The 19,622-nt window shown below is 52.7% G+C and carries 22 protein-coding genes; 2 read left to right on the forward strand and 20 right to left on the reverse strand.

Annotation, left to right across the window (positions count from 1 at the left end; translation table 11 throughout):
* Nucleotides 1-6: 6 nt before the first annotated feature.
* The 10 genes from mraZ to NYR52_RS11340 all read right to left on the reverse strand — a co-directional run bounded on the left by mraZ (nucleotide 7) and on the right by NYR52_RS11340 (nucleotide 10,829).
* Nucleotides 7-438: a division/cell wall cluster transcriptional repressor MraZ gene (gene mraZ, locus NYR52_RS11295; RefSeq protein WP_022736466.1), complete on the reverse strand. Its 432-nt coding sequence runs from the start codon at nucleotides 436-438 to the stop codon at nucleotides 7-9.
* Nucleotides 439-577: 139 nt separating this feature from the next.
* Nucleotides 578-1,840 (reverse strand): adenosylhomocysteinase, encoded by a 1,263-nt coding sequence (locus tag NYR52_RS11300; protein WP_022736467.1) that lies wholly within the window; start codon nucleotides 1,838-1,840, stop codon nucleotides 578-580.
* Between the two features lie 82 nt (nucleotides 1,841-1,922).
* On the reverse strand, nucleotides 1,923-3,563 hold the full coding sequence (gene bshC, locus NYR52_RS11305) for a bacillithiol biosynthesis cysteine-adding enzyme BshC (protein ID WP_259435664.1): 1,641 nt from the start codon (nucleotides 3,561-3,563) through the stop codon (nucleotides 1,923-1,925).
* Nucleotides 3,564-3,622: 59 nt separating this feature from the next.
* The gene (locus NYR52_RS11310) at nucleotides 3,623-5,017 is read right to left on the reverse strand and encodes an MFS transporter (protein WP_259435665.1); all 1,395 of its coding nucleotides are present in this window, start codon (nucleotides 5,015-5,017) and stop codon (nucleotides 3,623-3,625) included.
* Between the two features lie 22 nt (nucleotides 5,018-5,039).
* Complete coding sequence (locus NYR52_RS11315) at nucleotides 5,040-5,960, reverse strand: ketopantoate reductase family protein (RefSeq protein ID WP_259435666.1); 921 nt, start codon at nucleotides 5,958-5,960, stop codon at nucleotides 5,040-5,042.
* Between the two features lie 69 nt (nucleotides 5,961-6,029).
* The gene (locus NYR52_RS11320) at nucleotides 6,030-7,565 is read right to left on the reverse strand and encodes an acyl-CoA carboxylase subunit beta (protein WP_259435667.1); all 1,536 of its coding nucleotides are present in this window, start codon (nucleotides 7,563-7,565) and stop codon (nucleotides 6,030-6,032) included.
* Nucleotides 7,566-7,577: 12 nt separating this feature from the next.
* A complete protein-coding gene (locus NYR52_RS11325; protein ID WP_259435668.1) occupies nucleotides 7,578-8,354 on the reverse strand; it encodes an enoyl-CoA hydratase-related protein in 777 nt (258 codons plus the stop codon).
* Complete coding sequence (locus NYR52_RS11330; protein WP_259435669.1) at nucleotides 8,351-9,268, reverse strand: hydroxymethylglutaryl-CoA lyase; 918 nt, start codon at nucleotides 9,266-9,268, stop codon at nucleotides 8,351-8,353. The genes NYR52_RS11325 and NYR52_RS11330 overlap by 4 nt, the downstream gene beginning before the upstream one ends.
* A 16-nt stretch (nucleotides 9,269-9,284) precedes the next feature.
* On the reverse strand, nucleotides 9,285-9,497 hold the full coding sequence (locus tag NYR52_RS11335) for a biotin/lipoyl-containing protein (RefSeq protein WP_102992876.1): 213 nt from the start codon (nucleotides 9,495-9,497) through the stop codon (nucleotides 9,285-9,287).
* Between the two features lie 12 nt (nucleotides 9,498-9,509).
* Nucleotides 9,510-10,829: an acetyl-CoA carboxylase biotin carboxylase subunit gene (locus tag NYR52_RS11340; RefSeq protein ID WP_310795345.1), complete on the reverse strand. Its 1,320-nt coding sequence runs from the start codon at nucleotides 10,827-10,829 to the stop codon at nucleotides 9,510-9,512.
* A gap of 306 nt (nucleotides 10,830-11,135) precedes the next feature.
* Between NYR52_RS11340 and NYR52_RS16775 the strand changes: the two genes are divergently transcribed.
* Nucleotides 11,136-11,270, forward strand: a complete 135-nt coding sequence (locus NYR52_RS16775; protein ID WP_259435671.1) for a hypothetical protein — start codon at nucleotides 11,136-11,138, stop codon at nucleotides 11,268-11,270.
* Between the two features lie 139 nt (nucleotides 11,271-11,409).
* Here NYR52_RS16775 and NYR52_RS11350 read toward each other — a convergent pair whose 3' ends face one another.
* Together NYR52_RS11350 and NYR52_RS11355 are read right to left on the reverse strand one after the other, a co-directional pair.
* Complete coding sequence (locus NYR52_RS11350) at nucleotides 11,410-12,027, reverse strand: RsfA family transcriptional regulator (protein ID WP_102992879.1); 618 nt, start codon at nucleotides 12,025-12,027, stop codon at nucleotides 11,410-11,412.
* Nucleotides 12,028-12,215: 188 nt separating this feature from the next.
* Nucleotides 12,216-12,980 carry an enoyl-CoA hydratase/isomerase family protein gene (locus tag NYR52_RS11355; RefSeq protein WP_181352745.1) on the reverse strand — a complete coding sequence of 255 codons (765 nt, stop codon included), beginning with the start codon at nucleotides 12,978-12,980 and terminating at the stop codon, nucleotides 12,216-12,218.
* A gap of 121 nt (nucleotides 12,981-13,101) precedes the next feature.
* Here NYR52_RS11355 and NYR52_RS11360 point away from each other — a divergent pair, with 121 nt between their 5' ends.
* A complete protein-coding gene (locus NYR52_RS11360; RefSeq protein ID WP_022736478.1) occupies nucleotides 13,102-13,329 on the forward strand; it encodes a DUF2626 family protein in 228 nt (75 codons plus the stop codon).
* A gap of 94 nt (nucleotides 13,330-13,423) precedes the next feature.
* Here NYR52_RS11360 and fabV read toward each other — a convergent pair whose 3' ends face one another.
* From fabV to NYR52_RS11400, 8 genes are all read right to left on the reverse strand, one after another.
* The gene (fabV, locus tag NYR52_RS11365) at nucleotides 13,424-14,614 is read right to left on the reverse strand and encodes an enoyl-ACP reductase FabV (RefSeq protein WP_259435672.1); all 1,191 of its coding nucleotides are present in this window, start codon (nucleotides 14,612-14,614) and stop codon (nucleotides 13,424-13,426) included.
* Between the two features lie 19 nt (nucleotides 14,615-14,633).
* Nucleotides 14,634-15,755 carry a class I SAM-dependent methyltransferase gene (locus tag NYR52_RS11370; RefSeq protein ID WP_259435673.1) on the reverse strand — a complete coding sequence of 374 codons (1,122 nt, stop codon included), beginning with the start codon at nucleotides 15,753-15,755 and terminating at the stop codon, nucleotides 14,634-14,636.
* 14 nt (nucleotides 15,756-15,769) lie between these two features.
* Nucleotides 15,770-16,687, reverse strand: a complete 918-nt coding sequence (cysK, locus tag NYR52_RS11375) for a cysteine synthase A (RefSeq protein ID WP_259436763.1) — start codon at nucleotides 16,685-16,687, stop codon at nucleotides 15,770-15,772.
* Nucleotides 16,688-16,710: 23 nt separating this feature from the next.
* Complete coding sequence (locus tag NYR52_RS11380; RefSeq protein WP_228502743.1) at nucleotides 16,711-17,031, reverse strand: rhodanese-like domain-containing protein; 321 nt, start codon at nucleotides 17,029-17,031, stop codon at nucleotides 16,711-16,713.
* A 15-nt stretch (nucleotides 17,032-17,046) separates the two neighbouring features.
* The gene (resA, locus tag NYR52_RS11385) at nucleotides 17,047-17,580 is read right to left on the reverse strand and encodes a thiol-disulfide oxidoreductase ResA (protein WP_259435674.1); all 534 of its coding nucleotides are present in this window, start codon (nucleotides 17,578-17,580) and stop codon (nucleotides 17,047-17,049) included.
* Between the two features lie 62 nt (nucleotides 17,581-17,642).
* Nucleotides 17,643-18,353, reverse strand: a complete 711-nt coding sequence (locus NYR52_RS11390; protein ID WP_022736484.1) for a cytochrome c biogenesis CcdA family protein — start codon at nucleotides 18,351-18,353, stop codon at nucleotides 17,643-17,645.
* A 14-nt stretch (nucleotides 18,354-18,367) separates the two neighbouring features.
* A complete protein-coding gene (locus NYR52_RS11395) occupies nucleotides 18,368-18,952 on the reverse strand; it encodes a TlpA family protein disulfide reductase (RefSeq protein ID WP_154986230.1) in 585 nt (194 codons plus the stop codon).
* Between the two features lie 14 nt (nucleotides 18,953-18,966).
* On the reverse strand, nucleotides 18,967-19,608 hold the full coding sequence (locus NYR52_RS11400) for an MBL fold metallo-hydrolase (protein ID WP_259435675.1): 642 nt from the start codon (nucleotides 19,606-19,608) through the stop codon (nucleotides 18,967-18,969).
* Between the last annotated feature and the right edge of the window lie 14 nt (nucleotides 19,609-19,622).

Genomic DNA, 19,622 nt, shown 5'->3' on the forward strand with positions numbered 1-19,622 from the left:
CTTTGACTACAGATCCAGATCTACTATGCTTTCTGCGATCTCATTAAATGATTCCTCGGAGCTCTCATAATACTCATCCCACCGCTCCTTGCACCAAATCTCTACGCGTGAGGAGACGCCGATGATGACGCATTCCTTTGTCAGCTGAGCAAATTCGCGGAGATGGTTGGGTATGTTAACGCGGCCTTGTTTGTCCAATTCCGCTTCACAAGCTCCTGAGAAAAAAAAACGCGTAAATTTACGTGCATCTGCTTTGGTAAATGGAAGGGTTTTTAACTTCTGTTCTAATTGTTTCCATTCGGATTGAGGGTATGCAAACAAACAGTGGTCTAATCCGCGGGTTATAACAAATGAATCGCCAAGTCCCTCTCTAAACTTGGCTGGCACAATGATCCGTCCTTTTTCATCGATATTGTGCCGAAACTCACCCATGAACATCCCACTGTCACTCCCCTCTCTCCCCCTTCCCTACCACTTCCCTCCACTTTCCACCACATTGGTAATTATACCACACGCCCATTAAAAAATCCTGCACTCATGTGCAGGATTTAACAGCCTAATTTACATCATTTTCCATTCATTCCAGTTCCCAGCTCGCCAGGTATTTTTCCTGCGCCGGGGTCAAACTGTCGATTTGGACACCGTTAGCCTCCAAGAAGTACCGGGAGACTTGCTCATCGATTTGGTACGGTACATCCAGCACGCGCGGCCCGATCTGTTCATGGTTCTCCGCCACGTACAACAGCGAGAGCGCTTGGAGTGCGAAGGTCATGTCCATGATTTCCGCTGGATGGCCATCACCTGCGGCCAAGTTGACCAAACGCCCTTCAGCGAGCAGGTACAGCTTCCGTCCGTCTTCAAGGGTGTACTCTTCAATGTCTTTGCGTACCGTTTGTTTGCTCACGCTCATTTGCTCCAGCGCTTCTACATCGATTTCCACATTAAAATGGCCGGCATTAGCCAAAATCGCGCCATGTTTCATCTCGCGGAGATGATCGGCGTTCACCACGTTTTTGTTGCCGGTGGTGGTCACGAAATAATCCCCTTGCTTCGCCGCTTCGCTCATCGGCATGACCAGGTAGCCGTCCATGTACGCCTCAGTCGCTTTAATTGGATCAACCTCGGTCACAATAACGCGAGCTCCAAGCCCTTTGGCCCGCATAGCCACGCCACGTCCACACCAGCCATAGCCGACCACGACGACGGTTTTGCCGGCGACCACCAAGTTGGTGGTGCGATTGATTCCGTCCCACACCGATTGGCCCGTTCCATACCGGTTGTCAAACAGGAATTTGGAGCAAGCGTCATTGACGGCGATCATCGGGAACCGCAACTCTTTTGCTTTTTCCAACGCACGCAGGCGCAAAATGCCCGTCGTGGTTTCTTCACAACCGCCCTTCACATTCTCCAGGAGGTCTGGGCGCTCACTGTGCAGGATTCCCACAAGGTCGCCGCCATCATCGATTATGTAATCCGGCTTTTCTTCCAAGGTTTTGATCAGGTGTTCTTTGTATTCTTCCGGCGTGGGATCGTATTTAGCATGAACGGTGATGCCCGCTACCGCCAGTGCTGCCGCAATATCATCTTGGGTAGAAAGCGGATTGCTCCCGGTAATTGTCACTTCTGCACCAGCGTCACGAATCAACTCCGCCAAGCAAGCGGTTTTCGCTTCCAAATGCAAAGAGATTGCTACTTTTTTACCAGCCAGGGGCTTCTCTACCGATAACCGTTCGCGTAAGCGGTTTAACACGGGCATATGTTCCTTGGCCCAATCCATTTTCAGGCGTCCCGCCGGAGCCAAGTTAACATCGCGGATGGTGCTTTTATCCAAACTATTCATGTCGCTCCTCCTCAAATGCATGCGTTTCTTTATTCACCAACAGATATATTATACATCAAGTAATCCCATTAACAAATTCGGATTATAAGAACATACAATAATGCACATGCCGCCGCCCTTGGCCGACCAGCGGGGTTTCCAACAGGCGGTGTAGCCAATCCAATCCCCAAGCGTTCCAAAGAGAAAGGAAGTTATACACCCGTTCTTGCAATTTGCCGTCAGGCGTGACTGCCAGCGACAGCTCCTCCCAATGGCGCAACTCAACCTGGTGTTTCTCCCGCACGGCTCTCTCAGTGAAATGCTGGTAATACTCTACTTGCGCTAAAATTTTGCTCAGGTTCTTTTGCCCGATTTCCCGCGTATTTCTGCCAATCCCTTGCTCCAGATCAGTTATCAGCGCTTCGTATTCCTGCTCGATGATCTGTTTGGCTGTGGCAAAGCGTTCCGAAAGCGCAAAGGGCACCCGCTCTGCTAACCACGCTTCCCGCTTATCATCGAGGCCAGCCAGCACATCTGTCGCAGAAAGCCCAAACTCATTCATGCGCTTTTGCACCCTGCGATCCAGGATCGTCACCTGTAGGCGGGGAAGCACGATTGGCATACGCAAACCCACTTGTGCAAAGGCTTGCTTGAGCAAACCCCAATAAGCCACTTCACCGGGCCCACCCACAAAATAAAGGGTTGGAAACAGATATTCCTGCATCAATGGCCGGGTGATCACATTATTGCTCAATCGCACCGGCGACTCATGCGCGATGTTGACCAGTTCTTCGTGCGTCAACCGCGTTTCGCCGTTTTTGGTTACCCAGCCTCCCACACCACGGTACAAGGCTTGCCGTTCACCTGCTTCCATCAAAAACAGATTTCCTTGCCCATCTTGCAAATGTACTGGTTCGGTAAGGCCCGACGCCACCAATCCGGCACTCGCTTGTTGCACTCGTTCTTGAATTGATGCGCTTTGATCAATCAAAACAGTGAAAAACGGCGCTTCCAAGCGGCGCAAACCAGGATCAGCCGAGTCGATCAGCAGGAGCCCTTCCCGACCGAACAGACGGTGCATGATCCGTGCGAAATGCCGTGTCCAGCCGACCGGGCCCTCCAGTAACTCTTGCATCTCCTCCAGCCATTCCCGTTTCTCCGCACCATCCCCCATGATCTGGATCAATGTTTGCAGGTAGGCTGCCATCTCCTCTGGTTGCATCATTTGCATGGACACGGGTTGCTTGCCTGACAGCTGTCCCGTCCATTCCACTTTGGTCAAGCCGTCATGGCGGTCATGCACATGGATGTGATTCACTTCTTCGCTGTCGTGATCTTCACCTGCAATCCAAAACACCGGAATGACAGGGCGCCCTAATCGGGCTTCTTCCTGTTTCGCCAACTGGATCAGTGTGATTGCTTTGTACAAGGTATACAATGGGCCAGTCATCAGCCCCGCCTGTTGCCCTCCGATAACAACCAAGCTTTTGGAATCTGCCAAGCGGGTCAGATTGCGCTCAACAGCCGGATGCAACAGCTCTGGAGTGTGATACGCCCGTATGACCTCGGCCAGCTCCGCCCGATCAGCACCGCGCCACTCCTGCTCAATGTATTCCAATCGATTCGAAACGCTACATTCATCCCATGGATTATACTCATAAAAAGCCCGCACCCATTCGTCATCAGCCAGATAACGCTCCATAAACGGGTTGCCAACGGGTAGCCTGCTCGCTTTGATTTCCATATGTGACTCCTTCTTTATCGTATACTTTGCTTACCTTTCTATAGTATATCACGAAAAGTTCATAGAACGGGACGCTGAAATCGCACCAACATGCTGAGAAAAATGCCTGCGAGCGATGCAAAGGCCGAAAACCAATAAACACTTGACACTCCCGCGGCAACCACTTGCGATGGCAAGGCCATATCCGCTGTCCAAAACAACAGCCGGGTATCGGCCGCGGTGAAAATTCGGCTCACGGTGAGAAGGCCGATTGCTCCCCCCGCCACGCGAAACATCCCCAACGCCATCATCCCACTGCGCATGCGCCGATTGGGCACCCAAGCAAACAGCGGCTGATGAACGGGCGCGGCTAACACAAAACTCAGGCCGAAACTAAGCAAACCAAACGCGGTGAATGACCAGACAAACGGCGGGTTTAGCGCCAAAGCGAGAAAAGACAGCGCACTCAGTCCATACCCGAACACTGCCGTCCATCGAAAGCCCCATGCTCTCGCCACCGACTGCACCAATGACAGTGCAAACAAAGAGCAAAGTACCAAGTAACAGAACAATGCACCAGCAGTGATATGATCAAATCCGTAACTGTACGCAGCCCAAAAAGGTATTAGCACGAACCCCGTCCAAATGAATCCGGATAGTCCGGCTTGGCCATACAGAAGCCAAAACCGCCAATTGGCGAAAAGATGCGGTTCAAAAAACGGTTGGCTTTTTTGCCGTTCCACCATCAACAACGGAACAATCATTCCCACGCCCATGATCCACAAAGGCAATACATCCGGTTGCGCAATAGCAGGCCATCCCCCCAACAAATCCGTCTTCGTCAATCCAGCCATGACGAAAAACAAGATCAGCCCGAAAAAGAAAATGGACGCCCCTCCGGTGACGCGCATTCGTTGGGGGCGGTCAGAACAAACCCATCTGCGGGAGACGACAAACAAAGCCACGCCCCCCAACCCGTGGAACAAAAAAGCAAACCGCCAACCGAGCAACTCAATAAGTCCTGAAACCAACCACGGGATGGAGGCCACCGTGCTCCCCAACACCAACATGGCCATCGATTGCCATTGACGATTTTGTTGGGCCATGATGCGGCGAACCTGCACAGAAATATAGGGAATGGCGCCACCTATGCCCACTGCTTGAATGATTCTTCCACACATCAAGCACACCCAAGACTTAACCGTGAACACCATCCACGTTCCCACAAATAAAAGCCCCAGAGCGACATGTAATATTTTCATACGTCCTATGCTCATCGCCGCATTTTCAATCACCGGCAAAGCCATGGAAAAAACAGCAAGGTGCAACGAGATGGTCCACACTCCCCAATGAATGGGCACATGATACTCACTCATCACAAAAGGCAAGGCCGGAGCCAGGATGATCGCATCAATGGCGATCGCAACCATCGCCACTACATACGTTTCCAACGTGAACCGTTTAAAACGTGTCAAGATAATACTCCCTCCAGCGTGTTCAACATCCAATCTGCACTTCTTTATCCTGAACCCGTCGCACCAACTCTGCATTGACGGGGGTGGGAATGCCCCATTTGGCGCCCAGTTCCGCCACCGCTCCATTGATGTGGGCAATTTCTGTCTTCCGTCCTCGCTTCATATCCTGCAACATTGACGAGTGGTTGCGAGCGGTCAAACGAATGACCCGTTCCACCCTTTCCTTCACAGCGGCCGTGTCAAGCCGGATGCCTTCCGCGCGAGCAACGCGAACCGTCTCTTCAATGATCGCCCGCTTCATTTGTTCGAACCGCGGATGTCCCACTTCGCCATTTGGCACATCCTCCAACGCCGTCAAGGGATTGATGACGCAATTTACGGCTAGTTTTTCCCAGATCCGAACCAAAATGTCTGGATCCCATGCCATCTTTTGTTCCAGTTGCCATAAGCGCTCCAATGCAGGATGCGGTTCCTTGCGCGAAGACGGATACGGGCCGACCCACGTTTCGCCATTTCCAGTATGCGCCACCCGATTCTCCCCCAACCGCAAAGCGCCTTCCGTGGTCACAGCCAAGTAGGTGCAAGTCTGCGCAGACAGTTTCTTGACGATTTCCCCATGTCCCCATCCATTCTGCCAGAACAAAACTTGCGTTTCCTCATGAGCCAAGGACGCAATTAGCGGGGTGACCGCCGGCAGGTCCATTTGCTTCACCATGACGAACACACTGTCGGCTTTACCGGATGGAAGAGATGAGCTGGCGCACGCTTCTGTCGACACGGTCCATTCGCCGCCTGATAAGCTTTGTACGGTCATTCCCATCTTCTTGATCGTGGCGGCCTGACTCTGTGTCCTCACGATCATTGTCACCGGAAAACCCGCCCGAGCCAATCGGGCACCCCACAAAAGCCCCAACGCGCCGCCCCCGATGATGGCCGTCTTCATCTCGCCCCCTCCTCTCATATGAAAAAGGAGCCAACAGCTGAAGGCTCCTTCTTTATCATACACATGTTATCACACCGGATAAACCGGATGTTTTCGCTCACCAAATTTCATTTGCTTGCTTTCGTAGGCGGAAAATCTCCGGATCAATTCCCCACGCAAATCATCCGGGGCAACAATTCCATCCACAATCAATTCACTCGCTAACCGGTAGATGTCGATGTCCTCACGGTACTCTTCCCGTTTGGCCATCACAAATTCAGTCCGTTCAGGTTCTTCCAGTTCGGCGATTTTATTGCTGTAGACGGCGTTGACAGCCGCCTCGGGGCCCATGACAGCGATCTGCGCCGTGGGCAAGGCCAAACAGCAGTCCGGTTCAAACGCCGGGCCAGCCATGGCGTACAAGCCGGCACCATATGCTTTACGAACGATGACGGAGATTTTGGGTACGGTGGCCTCCGACATCGCCGAGATCATCTTAGCGCCATGGCGAATGATTCCGGCCCGCTCCACCTGTGTACCGATCATGAAACCTGGCACATCAGCCAAGAACAATAAAGGAATGTTATACGCATCGCATAAATTGATAAATCGCGTTGCCTTATCCGCAGAGTCGATAAATATCACTCCGCCCTTCACTTTGGACTGGTTGGCGATAATCCCCACCGGCCGGCCATCAATCCGGGCAAAGCCAGTGATCATCTCTTTGGCGAATAACGCCTTTACCTCATAAAAGGAATCTTCATCAATCAACCCCCGAATCAGCTCCTGCATGTCAAATGGCGCATTCTGGTGGTCGGGGATTACTTTGGACGGCGGCCGGACTCCCTGTTCGGGCGACTTGCCTGCAACAGGTCGGTGCGGCGCTTGATAGTTGGCAGGCATATAGCTCAAGTAGCGACGGCAGGATGCGATGGCCTCTTCTTCACTGGCTGCCAACACATCGCCGCACCCGCTGACTGTACAGTGCATACGGGCACCGCCCATTTCTTCCAGCGTCACCTTTTCCCCGATCACCATCTCCGCCATCCGCGGCGATCCCAAGTACATGCTCGCGTTTTTGTCCACCATGATGACAATATCGCAAAAAGCGGGGATATACGCTCCTCCCGCTGCAGACGGGCCAAACAGGACGCACACTTGCGGAATCATCCCCGACAATTTCACTTGGTTGTAAAAGATGCGACCTGCACCCCGGCGTCCTGGGAACATCTCAATCTGGTCGGTGATCCGCGCCCCCGCGGAGTCTACCAGATAAATCAGCGGCACTTTTAACTTCTCTGCCGTCTCCTGAATGCGGATGATTTTCTCGACGGTTCGGGCGCCCCATGAACCCGCCTTCACCGTGCTATCATTAGCCATGACGCAAACCATTTGTCCGTTCACTTTGCCCATGGCCGTCACAACGCCGTCTGCCGGCAGGTCACCCGCTGAAAAATTGGCGAACAGGCCGTCTTCCACCTGAAAATCATCATCAAATAATAGCTCCAAGCGTTTGCGCACAAACAGTTTCTGCTGTTGCTTTAATTTTTCGTGATATTTGGGCGCTCCCCCCGCTTTCACTCGGGTTTCGCTCTCAGCCAGTTTCGCTATCAATTGGTCATTCATCGGTTCCACCCCTTATTCTCCGCGATATTGCGGTTTTCTCTTATCTTGAAAAGCGGCCAGACCTTCTAGGCGATCTTTGGTTGGGATCAAGACATCGTAGGCTTTGGTTTCCAACAAAAGTCCTGCACCGATGTCCGTCTCCAATCCGTGGTCGATGGCCCATTTGGCTTGAATCAATGCCAATGGGGCATTTTGCTTCAAGGTTTCAGCCCACTCCCAAGCGAGGCTCAGCACCTCCCCCGGTGCTGAAATCGCATTCACCAGACCCATCTGCAATGCTTCGGCAGCACCGAACCGTTTGGCCATGAGGATCAGTTCTTTCGCTTTGGCCACACCAACCAACCGCGGCAAGCGCTGTGTTCCGCCCGCCCCCGGAATGATGCCAAGCGATGTCTCTGTCAATCCCATCCGTGCCGCCTCATCCATCAACCGCAAGTCGCACGCCAAAGCCAGTTCCATTCCCCCGCCGAATGCAACCCCGTTGATTGCCGCGATGGTAGGCTGAGGCAACTCCGCGATGCGGGTGAAAGTGTCGCGTATCAGCACAATAAACTGGCGCACATCCTCTTCTGTGAACGTCTGGCGCTCTTTCAAATCCGCGCCGGCGCAAAACGCCTTTTCTCCAGCACCAGTGAAAATGACCACGCGCGTATCGCGCTCCTCCCTTAGCACTTCCGTCAATTGGGATAATTCTTGCAACAACGGGCGATTTAATGCATTGTGGGATGCCGGTCGATTAAGCGTCACCAAGGCAATTCCGTCGCGCCGTTCCAAGCGGATCGCGTTCATGACTCATCTCCCCTTTTCTCTTGTCTTTTTTGCGCCAGATGGCTTTGCAACACTTTGGAAGGCAACGGCCGGCGACATTTGGTCTGCACAAATTCACTCGTTTCGCAGACGCGCGCCAGATCGATGCCGGTGTCGATCCCCTCTTGTTGCAACAGGTATAAGACATCTTCCGTGGCCAAGTTTCCTGATGCGCCTGGCGCGTAGGGACATCCTCCCAATCCGCCTAAGGATGTATCTAACGTGTGCACACCCATCTCCAGAGCCGTATAGGCATTCGCCAGTCCCGTGCCCCTTGTGTCATGGAAATGGCCCGCGATCTGCGTTAGGGGAATATGTTGCTGACACTCTTGTAACAGGCTTTTCACCGCTTTGGGCGTAGCCACACCAATCGTGTCGCCAAGCGAAATCTCATACACCCCCATCTGGAGCAATTGCTCACACACGCGCAACACCTGCGCTGTTGACACCTTTCCTTCGTAAGGGCAACCAAATACCGTCGAAACATACCCTCGCACACGAATACCTTGCTCTTTGGCCATCTCCATGACTTCACGCAACACCGGATACGTGTCGCTGATGCTCTTGTTGATGTTCTTGCGGTTGTGCGTCTCACTAGCCGACATGAAGACAGCCCACTCGTGAATGGGCGTTTGCGCGGCCCGCTCTGCTCCTTTGCGATTCGGAACGAGCGCTCGATAGACAACATCGGCAAGAGAAGGCAATTGATGCGCCAATTGGGTAGCGTCAGCCAACTGCGGAATCCAGCGCGGAGAGACGAAAGAGGTTACCTCCAGGTGGCGAATCCCCGCCGCCAAAAGCCCTTTAGCCACTCTCACTTTGTCTTCCGTTCCCAATATGATCCGTTCATTCTGCAATCCGTCCCGTAAGCCCACTTCTACTAGTTTGATCTGCATGCACTCCCCCCCTGGCTCACTCCAATTCGATCAACGCCGCTCCATCCTCGACAAAATCACCCACTTGCACCTTGATTTCTTTCACAGTACCTGCCACTTCGGCTTGAATAGGAATTTCCATCTTCATCGATTCCAGCAAGATCACATCTTGCCCCACTTCAATCCGCTCCCCCAGTTGCGCATGAATCGCTAACACCACGCCTGCCATTGTCGATTTTACTTGTGCCATTCGCATTCCCTCCTATTTGAGTTGAGATATGATTTGCGTATCGTATTTGCCTGTCGTAAACATCGGCTCCTGGGCCAATCGGCGTAACAAGGGCAGATTGGTTTTGATCCCCTCCACTTTGAAGGCCTCCAAAGCCTGGTGGCTCTTGGCGAGAGCCTCTTCTCGGTTGGAACCGCTTACAATCAATTTGGCCAAGAGCGGATCATAGTAAGGTGACACCATCGTGTCCTCCTTCACTCCCGCATCGACGCGAATACCTTCACCCATTGGCGGTTCAAACACCGTGATCATGCCCGGAGAAGGATAAAACGTCACTGGATCTTCCGCGTAAATCCTCCATTCGATCGCATGTCCCTGCACCGAAACATCTTCTTGTTTTAGAGCAAGCGCTTCTCCGCAAGCAAGATCACATTGCATCGCAACCATGTCCAACCCAGTGATCATTTCTGTCACGGGATGCTCCACTTGCAACCGCGTATTCATCTCCAAAAAATAAAACTCCCCATCCGAACCGAGCAAGAACTCAACCGTTCCCACTCCTGTATACTTCACCGCTTGGGCAGCAGCGACGGCAGCTTGGTACATCCGCTTCCTTATGGTCGCATCCAGTGCCGGAGCCAAACTCTCTTCAATCACTTTCTGATTGCGCCGTTGCACAGAACAGTCTCTTTCAAACAGATGGACCACTTGTCCATCCGCATCCGCGGCGATCTGTACTTCAATATGGCGGGCAGGTGAGACCCACTTTTCAATATAAACAGCCGCATCGCCGAAATAGGCGCGGGCTTTGGTTTGAATCGAGGCATACGACTGCCTCAGCGCTTCTTCGTTCGGACAGACTTGCATCCCGATTCCGCCGCCGCCAGCGCTCGCTTTGATCATGACAGGATAACCGATTTCCGCTGCGGCTTGGCATGCCTCCTCCAACGATGCAAGCGCCCCCGTCCCCGGAGCGATCGGCACACCTGCTTGACTCATAGTGGCACGAGCCGTCACCTTGTCTCCCATCAACTGGATCACTTCCGGTTCCGGTCCAATCCATCGGATCCCCGCTTCTTGAACCCGTTTGGCGAACTGGGCGTTTTCCGACAAAAAACCGTATCCGGGATGCAGAGCATCTGCTTGGGTGCGCTTAGCCGCATCCAAAATCGCCTCTTGGTTGAGGTAACTTTTGGCCACAGGCGGCGGCCCAATGCAGATGGCTTCATCCGCCATCTCCACAAACGGCATCATCCGATCCGCTTCTGAATAAACAGCCACGCTTTTCCAGCCACGCTCTTGACACGTGCGGATGATCCGACAAGCGATTTCCCCACGGTTGGCAATCAGCACTTTTCGCAAATCCAGCCTCACCTCACCTGATTGCATTCTTATTAAAAATATTTCTATCGCAAAAAATTCGACAATTATTTATTTTAATCCTTCTCAGAATAACATGATCACTTTTAGGATACAATGAAAAACGAAGAACCCCTAGGAGGGAGCGCATAAAAACTTTTTCAGATGGAACACCTCAGGATCATTCACAAAACACATAAAAACAATTTACCCAGTTCATGGACGATCTACAAACCCATCTGGTCGAAAACGATTGCCACTCTCCACTTTACGGCATCTATATTGAAGGGGAACAGCAGCATGCCTTGGCTCTACAAAATCTGGAAACTAGAAGTCTTGCCGCAATATCGGGAGCGAAGACTTGGTCGGGCATTGGTCGCCCACGCCCACCCATCAAGCCCAACGCTCTCTGGCGATCTCGCCCGTTTTGGTTGAAAATGGGCTTTGGCCCCGTCATGCCTTCCCTTCCCGCGACCGCGTCGAACCCCCTTATGTCTGACTCCCGCCAGGAGATGAACGGAGAGATTAACGTTTAAAAAGACCCACACAAACGTTGTATGCGGGTCTTTTTTCGTTATTTGTCCAGACGCTCCAGGTTGCCGTTTTCCTCCATCCGGAATTTCGCTTTGCTGAGTGCCTCGTCTTCTTCCGTCAGCAAAGCCATTTTTCGCGCGCGCTCCATGATTTGCACCAAGGTCCGATAATCATCGTTCACCAGTCGGTAATCACTCTGCACGTGTTCCAGATGCGCTTTCATTTCGTTGTTTTCGGCCTCTAGCTTGCTAAGAAGCGCCTCTTTCTCCTCAATTTCTTTTTCCAACAATTTTTGTTGGCGTTTTAGCTCAGCCACTTCATTCTTGTATTGCCGCAAGAAACGGATGATATTGTCAATCGTATACAAGGAATCGCCGGTCGCATCCTCGCCGGATTTGACCCGGTGAGACTGGCTGCGATTCCGTTCTTGCAATCGCTTCTGTCGTTGCGACTTGGCAATTTGAATCGCCGCCTCATATTTTTTTCGCACGGTGCTGTTCCAGCGAAAACCGCAAGCAGCCGGTGTCCGCCCCAGCTTTTCCGCCACTTCCTCAAATGCCGAGAGTTGCGTGCCGCCTTCGCGGATATGCCTGAGCGTCACTTCGGCCAAGATCATATCATCATCCGGTGTCCACGCATCCTGGCGCTTTACAGCCATACGAGTACCTCCCATCTTCCACAGCTCATGCGCGTCTAACAAACGTTTCCGTTTTATCTTTATGCAATTGATATAAAACATAGTATATGGCTCTACTAATTTTTATTGCCATGTGGAAGAGGAAGTATACACGATTCCCCGCGGCTTACCGGTGTCATACGCCTTAACCTAAGCGGTTTGGCTGCGGCTTATGATTTCCGCCGCGCCAAAAATTCGCGTACCGCTTGCGCATGCTCTTCTGATTCCCACAGACTGGCGCACTGTTCCGCCTCCCGGGCATACAGCTCCGCCGAGGGCACACCCCGATTCACCTCTTCAGCCAGCCCCTTATAAAATCGGATGATCTCCAGCGGCGCCTTCGCCACTTGTTCGGCGAACTCCTGTACAGCCTGGTCAGCCCGCTCTCCATCGAGCAACACATCAACCAACCCGGATGCCTTCGCCTCGGACGCAGACAGAATCTGTCCTGTCAGTAGCAGGGGCAGAGCTCGTGCTGGCCCGATCTTCCGCATCAAGCGTCCCGCTCCTCCCCATCCAGTGGTAATGCCCAGCTTCACTTGGATCATGCCGAACCGGGCCGTCGCCGAAGCAAAACATAGATCGCAACTAGCCACGATTTCGCAGCCCCCACCAACAGCCGCCCCTTCGACAAATGCAACCGTCAATGGCGCCAATCCATGGACCCGTTCCAAAATTCGTCCCATCCGCTCCATGATCGGCTGGATTTCATGTTTGTGCCCATATTGGTGCAACGCATCCAAATCCCCACCGGAAACAAAAGCTCGCTCATCTCCGGAGAAAATGACCACTTTGCACTGTGGATCTTGTTCGATCTCAGTCAAGACTTGTTCTAGCTCCCCCATCATTTGCGGATTGACCGCGTTTCTCACATCTGGGCGGTGAAAACGGATCCATTGGATCGGCCCTTGTTTTCGCACAAGAAGTGTCTGCATTTTGAACATCCTTTCCCTTTTGCTTGATACAAGCGATGCCTGAGGGTATAATAAGCATGTTAGAATATGGCGACAGTGGATGCCCTTACATAACGCATCCAAGTAGGAAGGAGTGTGGCACATGGACCGCATGTTTCGCGTCCTCGGCTTCTGGACTTTCGTGATTGCACTCATGTTCTTAGCGGGTCATATGTACATTCCGGCGGCCCTGTTCGCGGTACAAACGATTCTGTTTGTCGTGTTAGGCTACCTGAAGCTGACCGAAAGAACCTATATGTATCTTTTCGGTGGATATATGTTCGTGTCGTTTGTCGGCATGGTCTGGTATTCCACATTTATGATGCATTAATCAGTGCACAGCTCCCGGATTCACAGGGAGCTTATTTTTATGGTCAAAAAAGGACTCGGAACACATCAAGAGTCCGAGTCCTTCCCAACATGCGTCAGGCCAAGCTCTGAATCGTCACATTGGCTTCAGTGTCCGCTTCGTAATCAACCCCATCAGTTTCAAATCCGAAGAGTTGGAAGAAATCTCTGCGGTACCCTTCAATATCCGAAAGCTCCTTCAGATTGTCCGAGTCCACCTTGGACCAACGGGCTGACACTTCCGCTTGCACATCCTCCCGCATCTCCCAATCGTCGATACGGATGCGCCCTTCCTCATCCACCTGCACCTCGCCGCCGGTGTACAGGCGTTCGTTGAACAGGCGGTACATCTGCTCGATGCATCCTTCATGCAGGCCTTTTTCTTTCATCACTTTGTACAGAAGCGATATGTACAGCGGCACTACTGGGATCGCCGAACTGGACTGGGTAACAAGCGCTTTGTTTACTGATACATACGCCTCGCCGCCAATCTCCTTCAACTGCTTGTCCAGCTCATGAGCCGTCGCCTCCAGGTGGTTTTTGGCACGACCCACGGTTCCCTCGCGATACACGGGATGGGTCACAACGGGACCGATGTACGAGTATGCGACCGTTTTAGCCCCTTCATTCAACACGTCGGCCTCTTGGAGAGCATCGATCCACATCTTCCAGTCCTCGCCGCCCATCACTGCAATCGTATGGCGAATCTCTTCCTCGGTCGCCGGTTCAATCGATATGTGCGACACTTCCTCGGTGTGGAAATCAACCGTTTTGTTGGAGAACGTTTGGCCAATCGGTTTCAAAACGGATGAAAACACTTCTCCTGTCTCCGGATGAACCCGTTTGGGGGCGGCCAAGCTGTATACCACCAAATCAACTTTGCCCCATTCCCGTTTGATCATTTCGATGGTTTGTTGTTTGATTTCATTGGAAAAAGCATCCCCATTGATGCTTTTGGCGAACAACCCCGCTTCGCGCGCTGCTTCCTCAAACGCTGCCGTGTTGTACCACCCTGCGGTAGCTGTGCGGTTGCCCGAGCTCGGACGCTCAAAAAAGACACCGATCGTATCCGCCCCAGCGCCAAAGGCTGCCGTGATGCGGGAAGCCAATCCATAACCGGTTGAAGCGCCGATCACCAACACTTTTTTCGGGCCATTGATGGCCGGTTGACTTTTAACATAATCAATTTGGTTTCGCACCTGTTGCGCACAGCCTTTCGGATGTGCCGTCGTACAGATGAACCCACGGAATTTAGGCTTAATGATCATTTTCCATCCTCTTTCGTTTTCATAAATTGGGAACCAACTGTTCCATGTCGGACGCGGACACGCCTTTGCCTTGCAACAAAACGCGGAAGCGCTCGCCCATCCCTTGCGGATGAATCAAATGGGTGACGGCCCGCGCTTGTTTCGCCTCGGCGCTGAACGGGTCACGCGCCGGAGTGGCCGGTAGCAGATCCAATACGCCAGCCCTGAGCAAAAACTCGGCTTGGGACAGACAGGCAAATGTGTGTAAGCCCAACTCCGCCCCCCACAGCCGAAGCAATGTGAAATCCACATGGGCTGTCAAATCCATCTCCCCCGGTGTGTGATAGAGGTCTGTCCACAACCGGTGTTCGCGGTAAGCCCGTAGCGTGCCTTCCCTCCGGGCCAGCAGTTCTTCCGTTTCTCCGCCGTAATCGATCGTCAAGAGAATTCCCTTTTCCAACCAGCCCGTCACTTGACTGAGCCACTCACGGGCAGCGACGGGCACTTCGGCAATCTGCCCCTCCGCTAGGATCCGGCCCCTCTCCCATACGGCGGGATCGTCAGATTCTTTCAGGGGAAACCAACATTCGCTTAGGCGTCCGTTCTTCCCCTTGGATACATACGCTTCCCAAATGGCTCCCCCTTCTTTTTTTATCCGATGCACCGGGAAGGCGTCAACCAACTCATTGGTATATAAAAAAGAGTATTTGGCCCGTGGCACTTCCTCAAGGCGCCTAGACCAATGAAACGAGATAGGATGCGAACCCAGGCGTTCTTGTTGCAATCGGCGGTGATGAGGGCTTGTTTCCACCAAGTACGCATGCAGCTTGTCCGACTTCCCGCCCTGAGCCAGCCATTCATTGGCCACTTGCTCCATCAAACGCCCGTCTCCCGCGCCCATCTCCACCAGCACCCATTCCTCTTCGTTTCCCGTCATCGCCACCATACGCCAGAACAAACGTCCCAAGACCCGGCCCATGACCGTTCCGACATGGGCGTTGGTGAAGAAATCCCCTTCTTTGCCCAACTTGGTTCGATTTGTCTGGTAATAGCCCCACTCCGGGTGGTACAAAGCCAATTCCATGTACCGCGAAAACGGGATGGCCTGATGAGGGGAATGCTCGATCTCCGCGACGATTTCATTTAAGAGCGGTTGGGTCATGGCACAGCCCTCTCTTATGAAAAATTAAACACTTCGGTGCTCAGATACCGTTCACCCGTGTCTGGAGCCATGCACAAGACCCGCTTGCCCTTGCCGAGACGCTCGGCCACTTTGAGAGCCGCCCAGACAGAAGCTCCGGAAGAAGGCCCCAACAGCAACGCTTCTTGGCAAGCGAGGGCACGCGTTACATTGAGGGCTTCCTCGTCGCTCACATGGAAAATTTCATCAAAAACGGAACGGTTCAGCACAGGCGGTACAAAACCGGGACTGGTACCCGGAATTTGATGTGGCCCCGGTACGCCCCCGGCCAACACTGGTGATCCCTTAGGCTCCACCACCCCGATAAATATGCTCGGAATATGCTGACGCAAATACTCGCCAACTCCGGTGATGGTACCGCCCGTTCCCGCCGTAGCGATAAACGCGTCTAAACGCCCTTGTGTTTGCTTGAGAATTTCCGGACCGGTCGTGCGCCGATGAACATCAGGATTGGCGGCATTTTCAAATTGTGATGGCATAAACGAACCAGGGATCGATGCCATCAGCTCTTCCGCTTTTTTGATCGCCCCCGGCATCCGTTCGTTCCCTGGCGTCAACACTACTTCTGCGCCATACCCTTTTAACAGCATCACCCGCTCTTTGCTCATTGTGTCGGGCATGACCAGAATCGTCCGGTACCCACGGGCGGCACCGACCAGCGCCAGGCCGATCCCCGTGTTGCCGCTCGTCGGCTCGATAATGGTCGCACCCGGCTTGAGCAGGCCCTTTTCTTCGGCATCGCGAATCATGTTGTAGGCGGTTCGATCTTTCACACTGCCGCCCGGATTCATTTTTTCTAGCTTTACATACACCTCTGCCCACTCTGGGCGAACAAGCCGGTTCAGCTTGACCACCGGCGTCATTCCAATTAAATCGAGCACTTGCTGGGCCACCCGCGCGTGCTGTGATTTGCTTTCTACTCCTTGGTTTGCGGACCCGTCCACTCCAGCATTCCCCCTTTGAGGTTGTACAACTCCGTGTATCCGCGCGCAGCCAGCACTTGAGCCGCCAACACGCTACGGCGGCCGCTCCGGCAAATCAACAAGATTTTCTGCCCTTTGTGCGGTGCCAGTTCCTCATGCCGCGCTTCCATTTGATCATGCGGGATGTGAATAGCTCCCGGAATGTGCCCTTCCTGGTACTCCTCATCCGTGCGCACGTCCACTAGCACATATTGTTGCAATTCATCCGCCGCTTCGCTTAACCGACTTGCTTCAATATCTTTGTATTGTCCCATCATGACCGCTCCTTATCATTTTTTGGGTAAAATCGACTGCACGATCGGCTCCAATTGTTCCACCGTAAGTGGAGCTTCCACCCTCTGCTTCAGCGTTCCCTCTGGATCGATGAAGAATGAGCTAGGGATCGGCACCACATCGTACAATTTCACCACATCACGTTGCCGGTCCATAAGTACCGGAAACGAAATGCCCATCCGTTTGGCAAATGCGTTGGCCGTGAAATCCGTTTCCGCGATATTGATACCCAGCACGACAAAGCCTTGGTTTTTGTATTTTTCATAAACGGTTTGCAAAGCCGGCATCTCTTTGGTACACGGTTCACACCACGAACCCCAAAAGTTGAGCATAACCGCTTTTCCTTTGTAATCTTCAAGCGAAACCTCTTTGCCGTCCAGCGTCGTCAATTGGAAAACAGGAGCAGGACGACCCGGTTCGGGACGGTTCCCTTCCCCTTGGGCCACAGATTGGTACAAGGCATAACCGACCAACCCCAGCATCACGACAAACAAAAGGCGTCTGACCCAATACCGTGTTTGTTTGCTCACATTCATCACCTGTCTTTCCCATCAAATTGTAACAAAAAAGCTGAAATGGCGCACCACTTCAGCTAAAACCCGGTAAATCCGGTCACTTGCGTCAACCAAGCCGCGATGACCGACATCTGATCGGTGTACAAGAGCACGCCAAACAAAACCATGAGGCCGCCCCCGACTTTCATCACTTGGTTGGAGTATTTCAAAATCCAGCGCGTTTTGCCGATGAAAAAAGCCATGATAAAAAACGGAATGGCAAAGCCCAAGATGTAAGAAGTCAAATATGTGAAGCCCATTTCCGGACGGAGGGTGGTCATGGTGATGATGCTCCCCAAGATCGGGCCGACGCAGGGTGTCCAACCGGCGGCAAAACCGATCCCCACGATGAACGAGCTAAAATAACTGACGTTTTTCTTGGTCACTTGCCATTTGTACTCACGCATCAAAAACGACGGCTGGAAGACGCCGAGCATAAACAGCCCGAACGCAATCAGCAAAACCGCGGCAATCATCCGGATCAGATCGTCATATGCTTTGAATGCCGTACCCACCCAACTGGCCGCGAAGCCGATCGCGTAAAAAAGCAAGGAAAAACCCAAAATGAAGAAAAGGGTGTGCAACATCGTGTTTCTCTTTATCTCTGCGGACCGTTCCCGCTCTTTGAGTTGTGCCACCGAAATCCCGGTGATATACGACAGATACGAAGGGTACAGCGGCAAGCAGCATGGCGAGATGAATGACAAAATCCCCGCGCCAAACGCCAGCCAAACACTTAACCCTGCCATGATTTCTCCTCCCATTACCACCTAGACAACTCTTGCATCAGCATGGCCATCTGCTCTTCTTCCATTCCCCCGATGAAGCGATACTGGATTTTCCCGTCGGCCCCCACTACATAAGTTGCGGGAATGCCATACAATCCGTATTGGTCGAATCCGACCGTCCGCTTGTTTTCAAGCGGGTCAAGCACCACCGGGAACGTGTACCCATGTTTGTCCAGGAAGGGTTTGATCTTGGTTTCATCTTTTTCTTGCGATGTTTCATTGACCATGATGAAGTTCACTTTGTCTTTGTATTGGTCATACGCCTTTTGGAAATAAGGCATTTCTTTTTTGCACGGTGGGCACCATGTCGCCCAGAAGTTGATGATGGTGGGCTTTCCTTGGTTGCGATAAAGCTCGATTTCTTTGCCATCGATCGTGCGCAAAGTGAAGTTTGGCGCGCAGTATCCCTCTTCTGGCCTGCTTTCTCCTTTGCACTGGATGGCTGCATCCGTTTTCGTGCCGCCGCTCGCCGGTGCTTGCCGATCCTCGATCCCCGTCCACACCGCTATGCCTACCAACGCGAGCAATACACAAAAGATGATCAGGTTTTTTCCTTTCATCCCCCTAGACTCCTTTACCTATTAGTCAAGCCGCCCGTGACAAAAGGATTGGTCATTTGTTCCTGACCAATCGTCGTTTCCGGCCCATGACCAGACAGCACCCGGGTCGCTTCGGGCAAATTCATCAATTGCTGGTGGATAGACTGCATCAGCGTTTCATAATCCCCGCCGGGCAAATCGGTTCGCCCGATCGATTGTTGGAACAGCACATCCCCGCTGAATATCACGTCATCCCAGACATAAGTTACACTGCCAGGGGAATGACCAGGCGTGTGCAACACTTTCAACGTTTGGCCGACCAGTTCGATCGACTCTCCGCCCGTCAGCACTCGCTCCGCTGGCTGGCACTTCATCGGCACTCCCATAAAAAAAAGGGAACCGTTTTCCTCCGGGTTCGTCAGCCAATCCGCTTCCTCGCGGTGCACGTAAACGGGTGCCCCTGAGAGTTCGCGCACCGCTTCAACCCCACCGATATGGTCAAAATGGGCGTGGGTCAACAAAATCGCTTCCACCTTTATATCAAGCTCTCTGATACGCGCGAGCAACGCATCTGGGTTCATACCAGGATCGACGACCCATCCCCGTCTGCTCCCTTCATCATACACCAAATAACAATTGGTCATCACCGGACCGAAGACAAAGGTCTCTATTTTCATGGTTAAGCCTCCTA

Source organism: Laceyella sacchari (assembly GCF_024927925.1).
Lineage (GTDB): Bacteria > Bacillota > Bacilli > Thermoactinomycetales > Thermoactinomycetaceae > Laceyella > Laceyella sacchari.

Coding starts and splice junctions, on each gene's coding strand:
- NYR52_RS11370 (WP_259435673.1), bottom strand. CDS start 15,755: ATGACCCAACCGCTCTTAAATGAAATCGTCGCGGAGATCGAGCATTCC.
- bshC (WP_259435664.1), bottom strand. CDS start 3,563: ATGGAAATCAAAGCGAGCAGGCTACCCGTTGGCAACCCGTTTATGGAG.
- NYR52_RS11380 (WP_228502743.1), bottom strand. CDS start 17,031: ATGGGACAATACAAAGATATTGAAGCAAGTCGGTTAAGCGAAGCGGCG.
- NYR52_RS11315 (WP_259435666.1), bottom strand. CDS start 5,960: ATGAAGACGGCCATCATCGGGGGCGGCGCGTTGGGGCTTTTGTGGGGT.
- NYR52_RS11335 (WP_102992876.1), bottom strand. CDS start 9,497: ATGGCACAAGTAAAATCGACAATGGCAGGCGTGGTGTTAGCGATTCAT.
- NYR52_RS11360 (WP_022736478.1), top strand. CDS start 13,102: ATGGACCGCATGTTTCGCGTCCTCGGCTTCTGGACTTTCGTGATTGCA.
- NYR52_RS11350 (WP_102992879.1), bottom strand. CDS start 12,027: ATGGCTGTAAAGCGCCAGGATGCGTGGACACCGGATGATGATATGATC.
- NYR52_RS11395 (WP_154986230.1), bottom strand. CDS start 18,952: ATGAAAGGAAAAAACCTGATCATCTTTTGTGTATTGCTCGCGTTGGTA.
- NYR52_RS11400 (WP_259435675.1), bottom strand. CDS start 19,608: ATGAAAATAGAGACCTTTGTCTTCGGTCCGGTGATGACCAATTGTTAT.
- NYR52_RS11355 (WP_181352745.1), bottom strand. CDS start 12,980: ATGCAGACACTTCTTGTGCGAAAACAAGGGCCGATCCAATGGATCCGT.
- NYR52_RS11330 (WP_259435669.1), bottom strand. CDS start 9,268: ATGCAGATCAAACTAGTAGAAGTGGGCTTACGGGACGGATTGCAGAAT.
- mraZ (WP_022736466.1), bottom strand. CDS start 438: ATGTTCATGGGTGAGTTTCGGCACAATATCGATGAAAAAGGACGGATC.
- NYR52_RS16775 (WP_259435671.1), top strand. CDS start 11,136: ATGCCTTGGCTCTACAAAATCTGGAAACTAGAAGTCTTGCCGCAATAT.
- NYR52_RS11390 (WP_022736484.1), bottom strand. CDS start 18,353: ATGGCAGGGTTAAGTGTTTGGCTGGCGTTTGGCGCGGGGATTTTGTCA.
- NYR52_RS11320 (WP_259435667.1), bottom strand. CDS start 7,565: ATGAATGACCAATTGATAGCGAAACTGGCTGAGAGCGAAACCCGAGTG.
- fabV (WP_259435672.1), bottom strand. CDS start 14,614: ATGATCATTAAGCCTAAATTCCGTGGGTTCATCTGTACGACGGCACAT.
- NYR52_RS11300 (WP_022736467.1), bottom strand. CDS start 1,840: ATGAATAGTTTGGATAAAAGCACCATCCGCGATGTTAACTTGGCTCCG.
- NYR52_RS11325 (WP_259435668.1), bottom strand. CDS start 8,354: ATGAACGCGATCCGCTTGGAACGGCGCGACGGAATTGCCTTGGTGACG.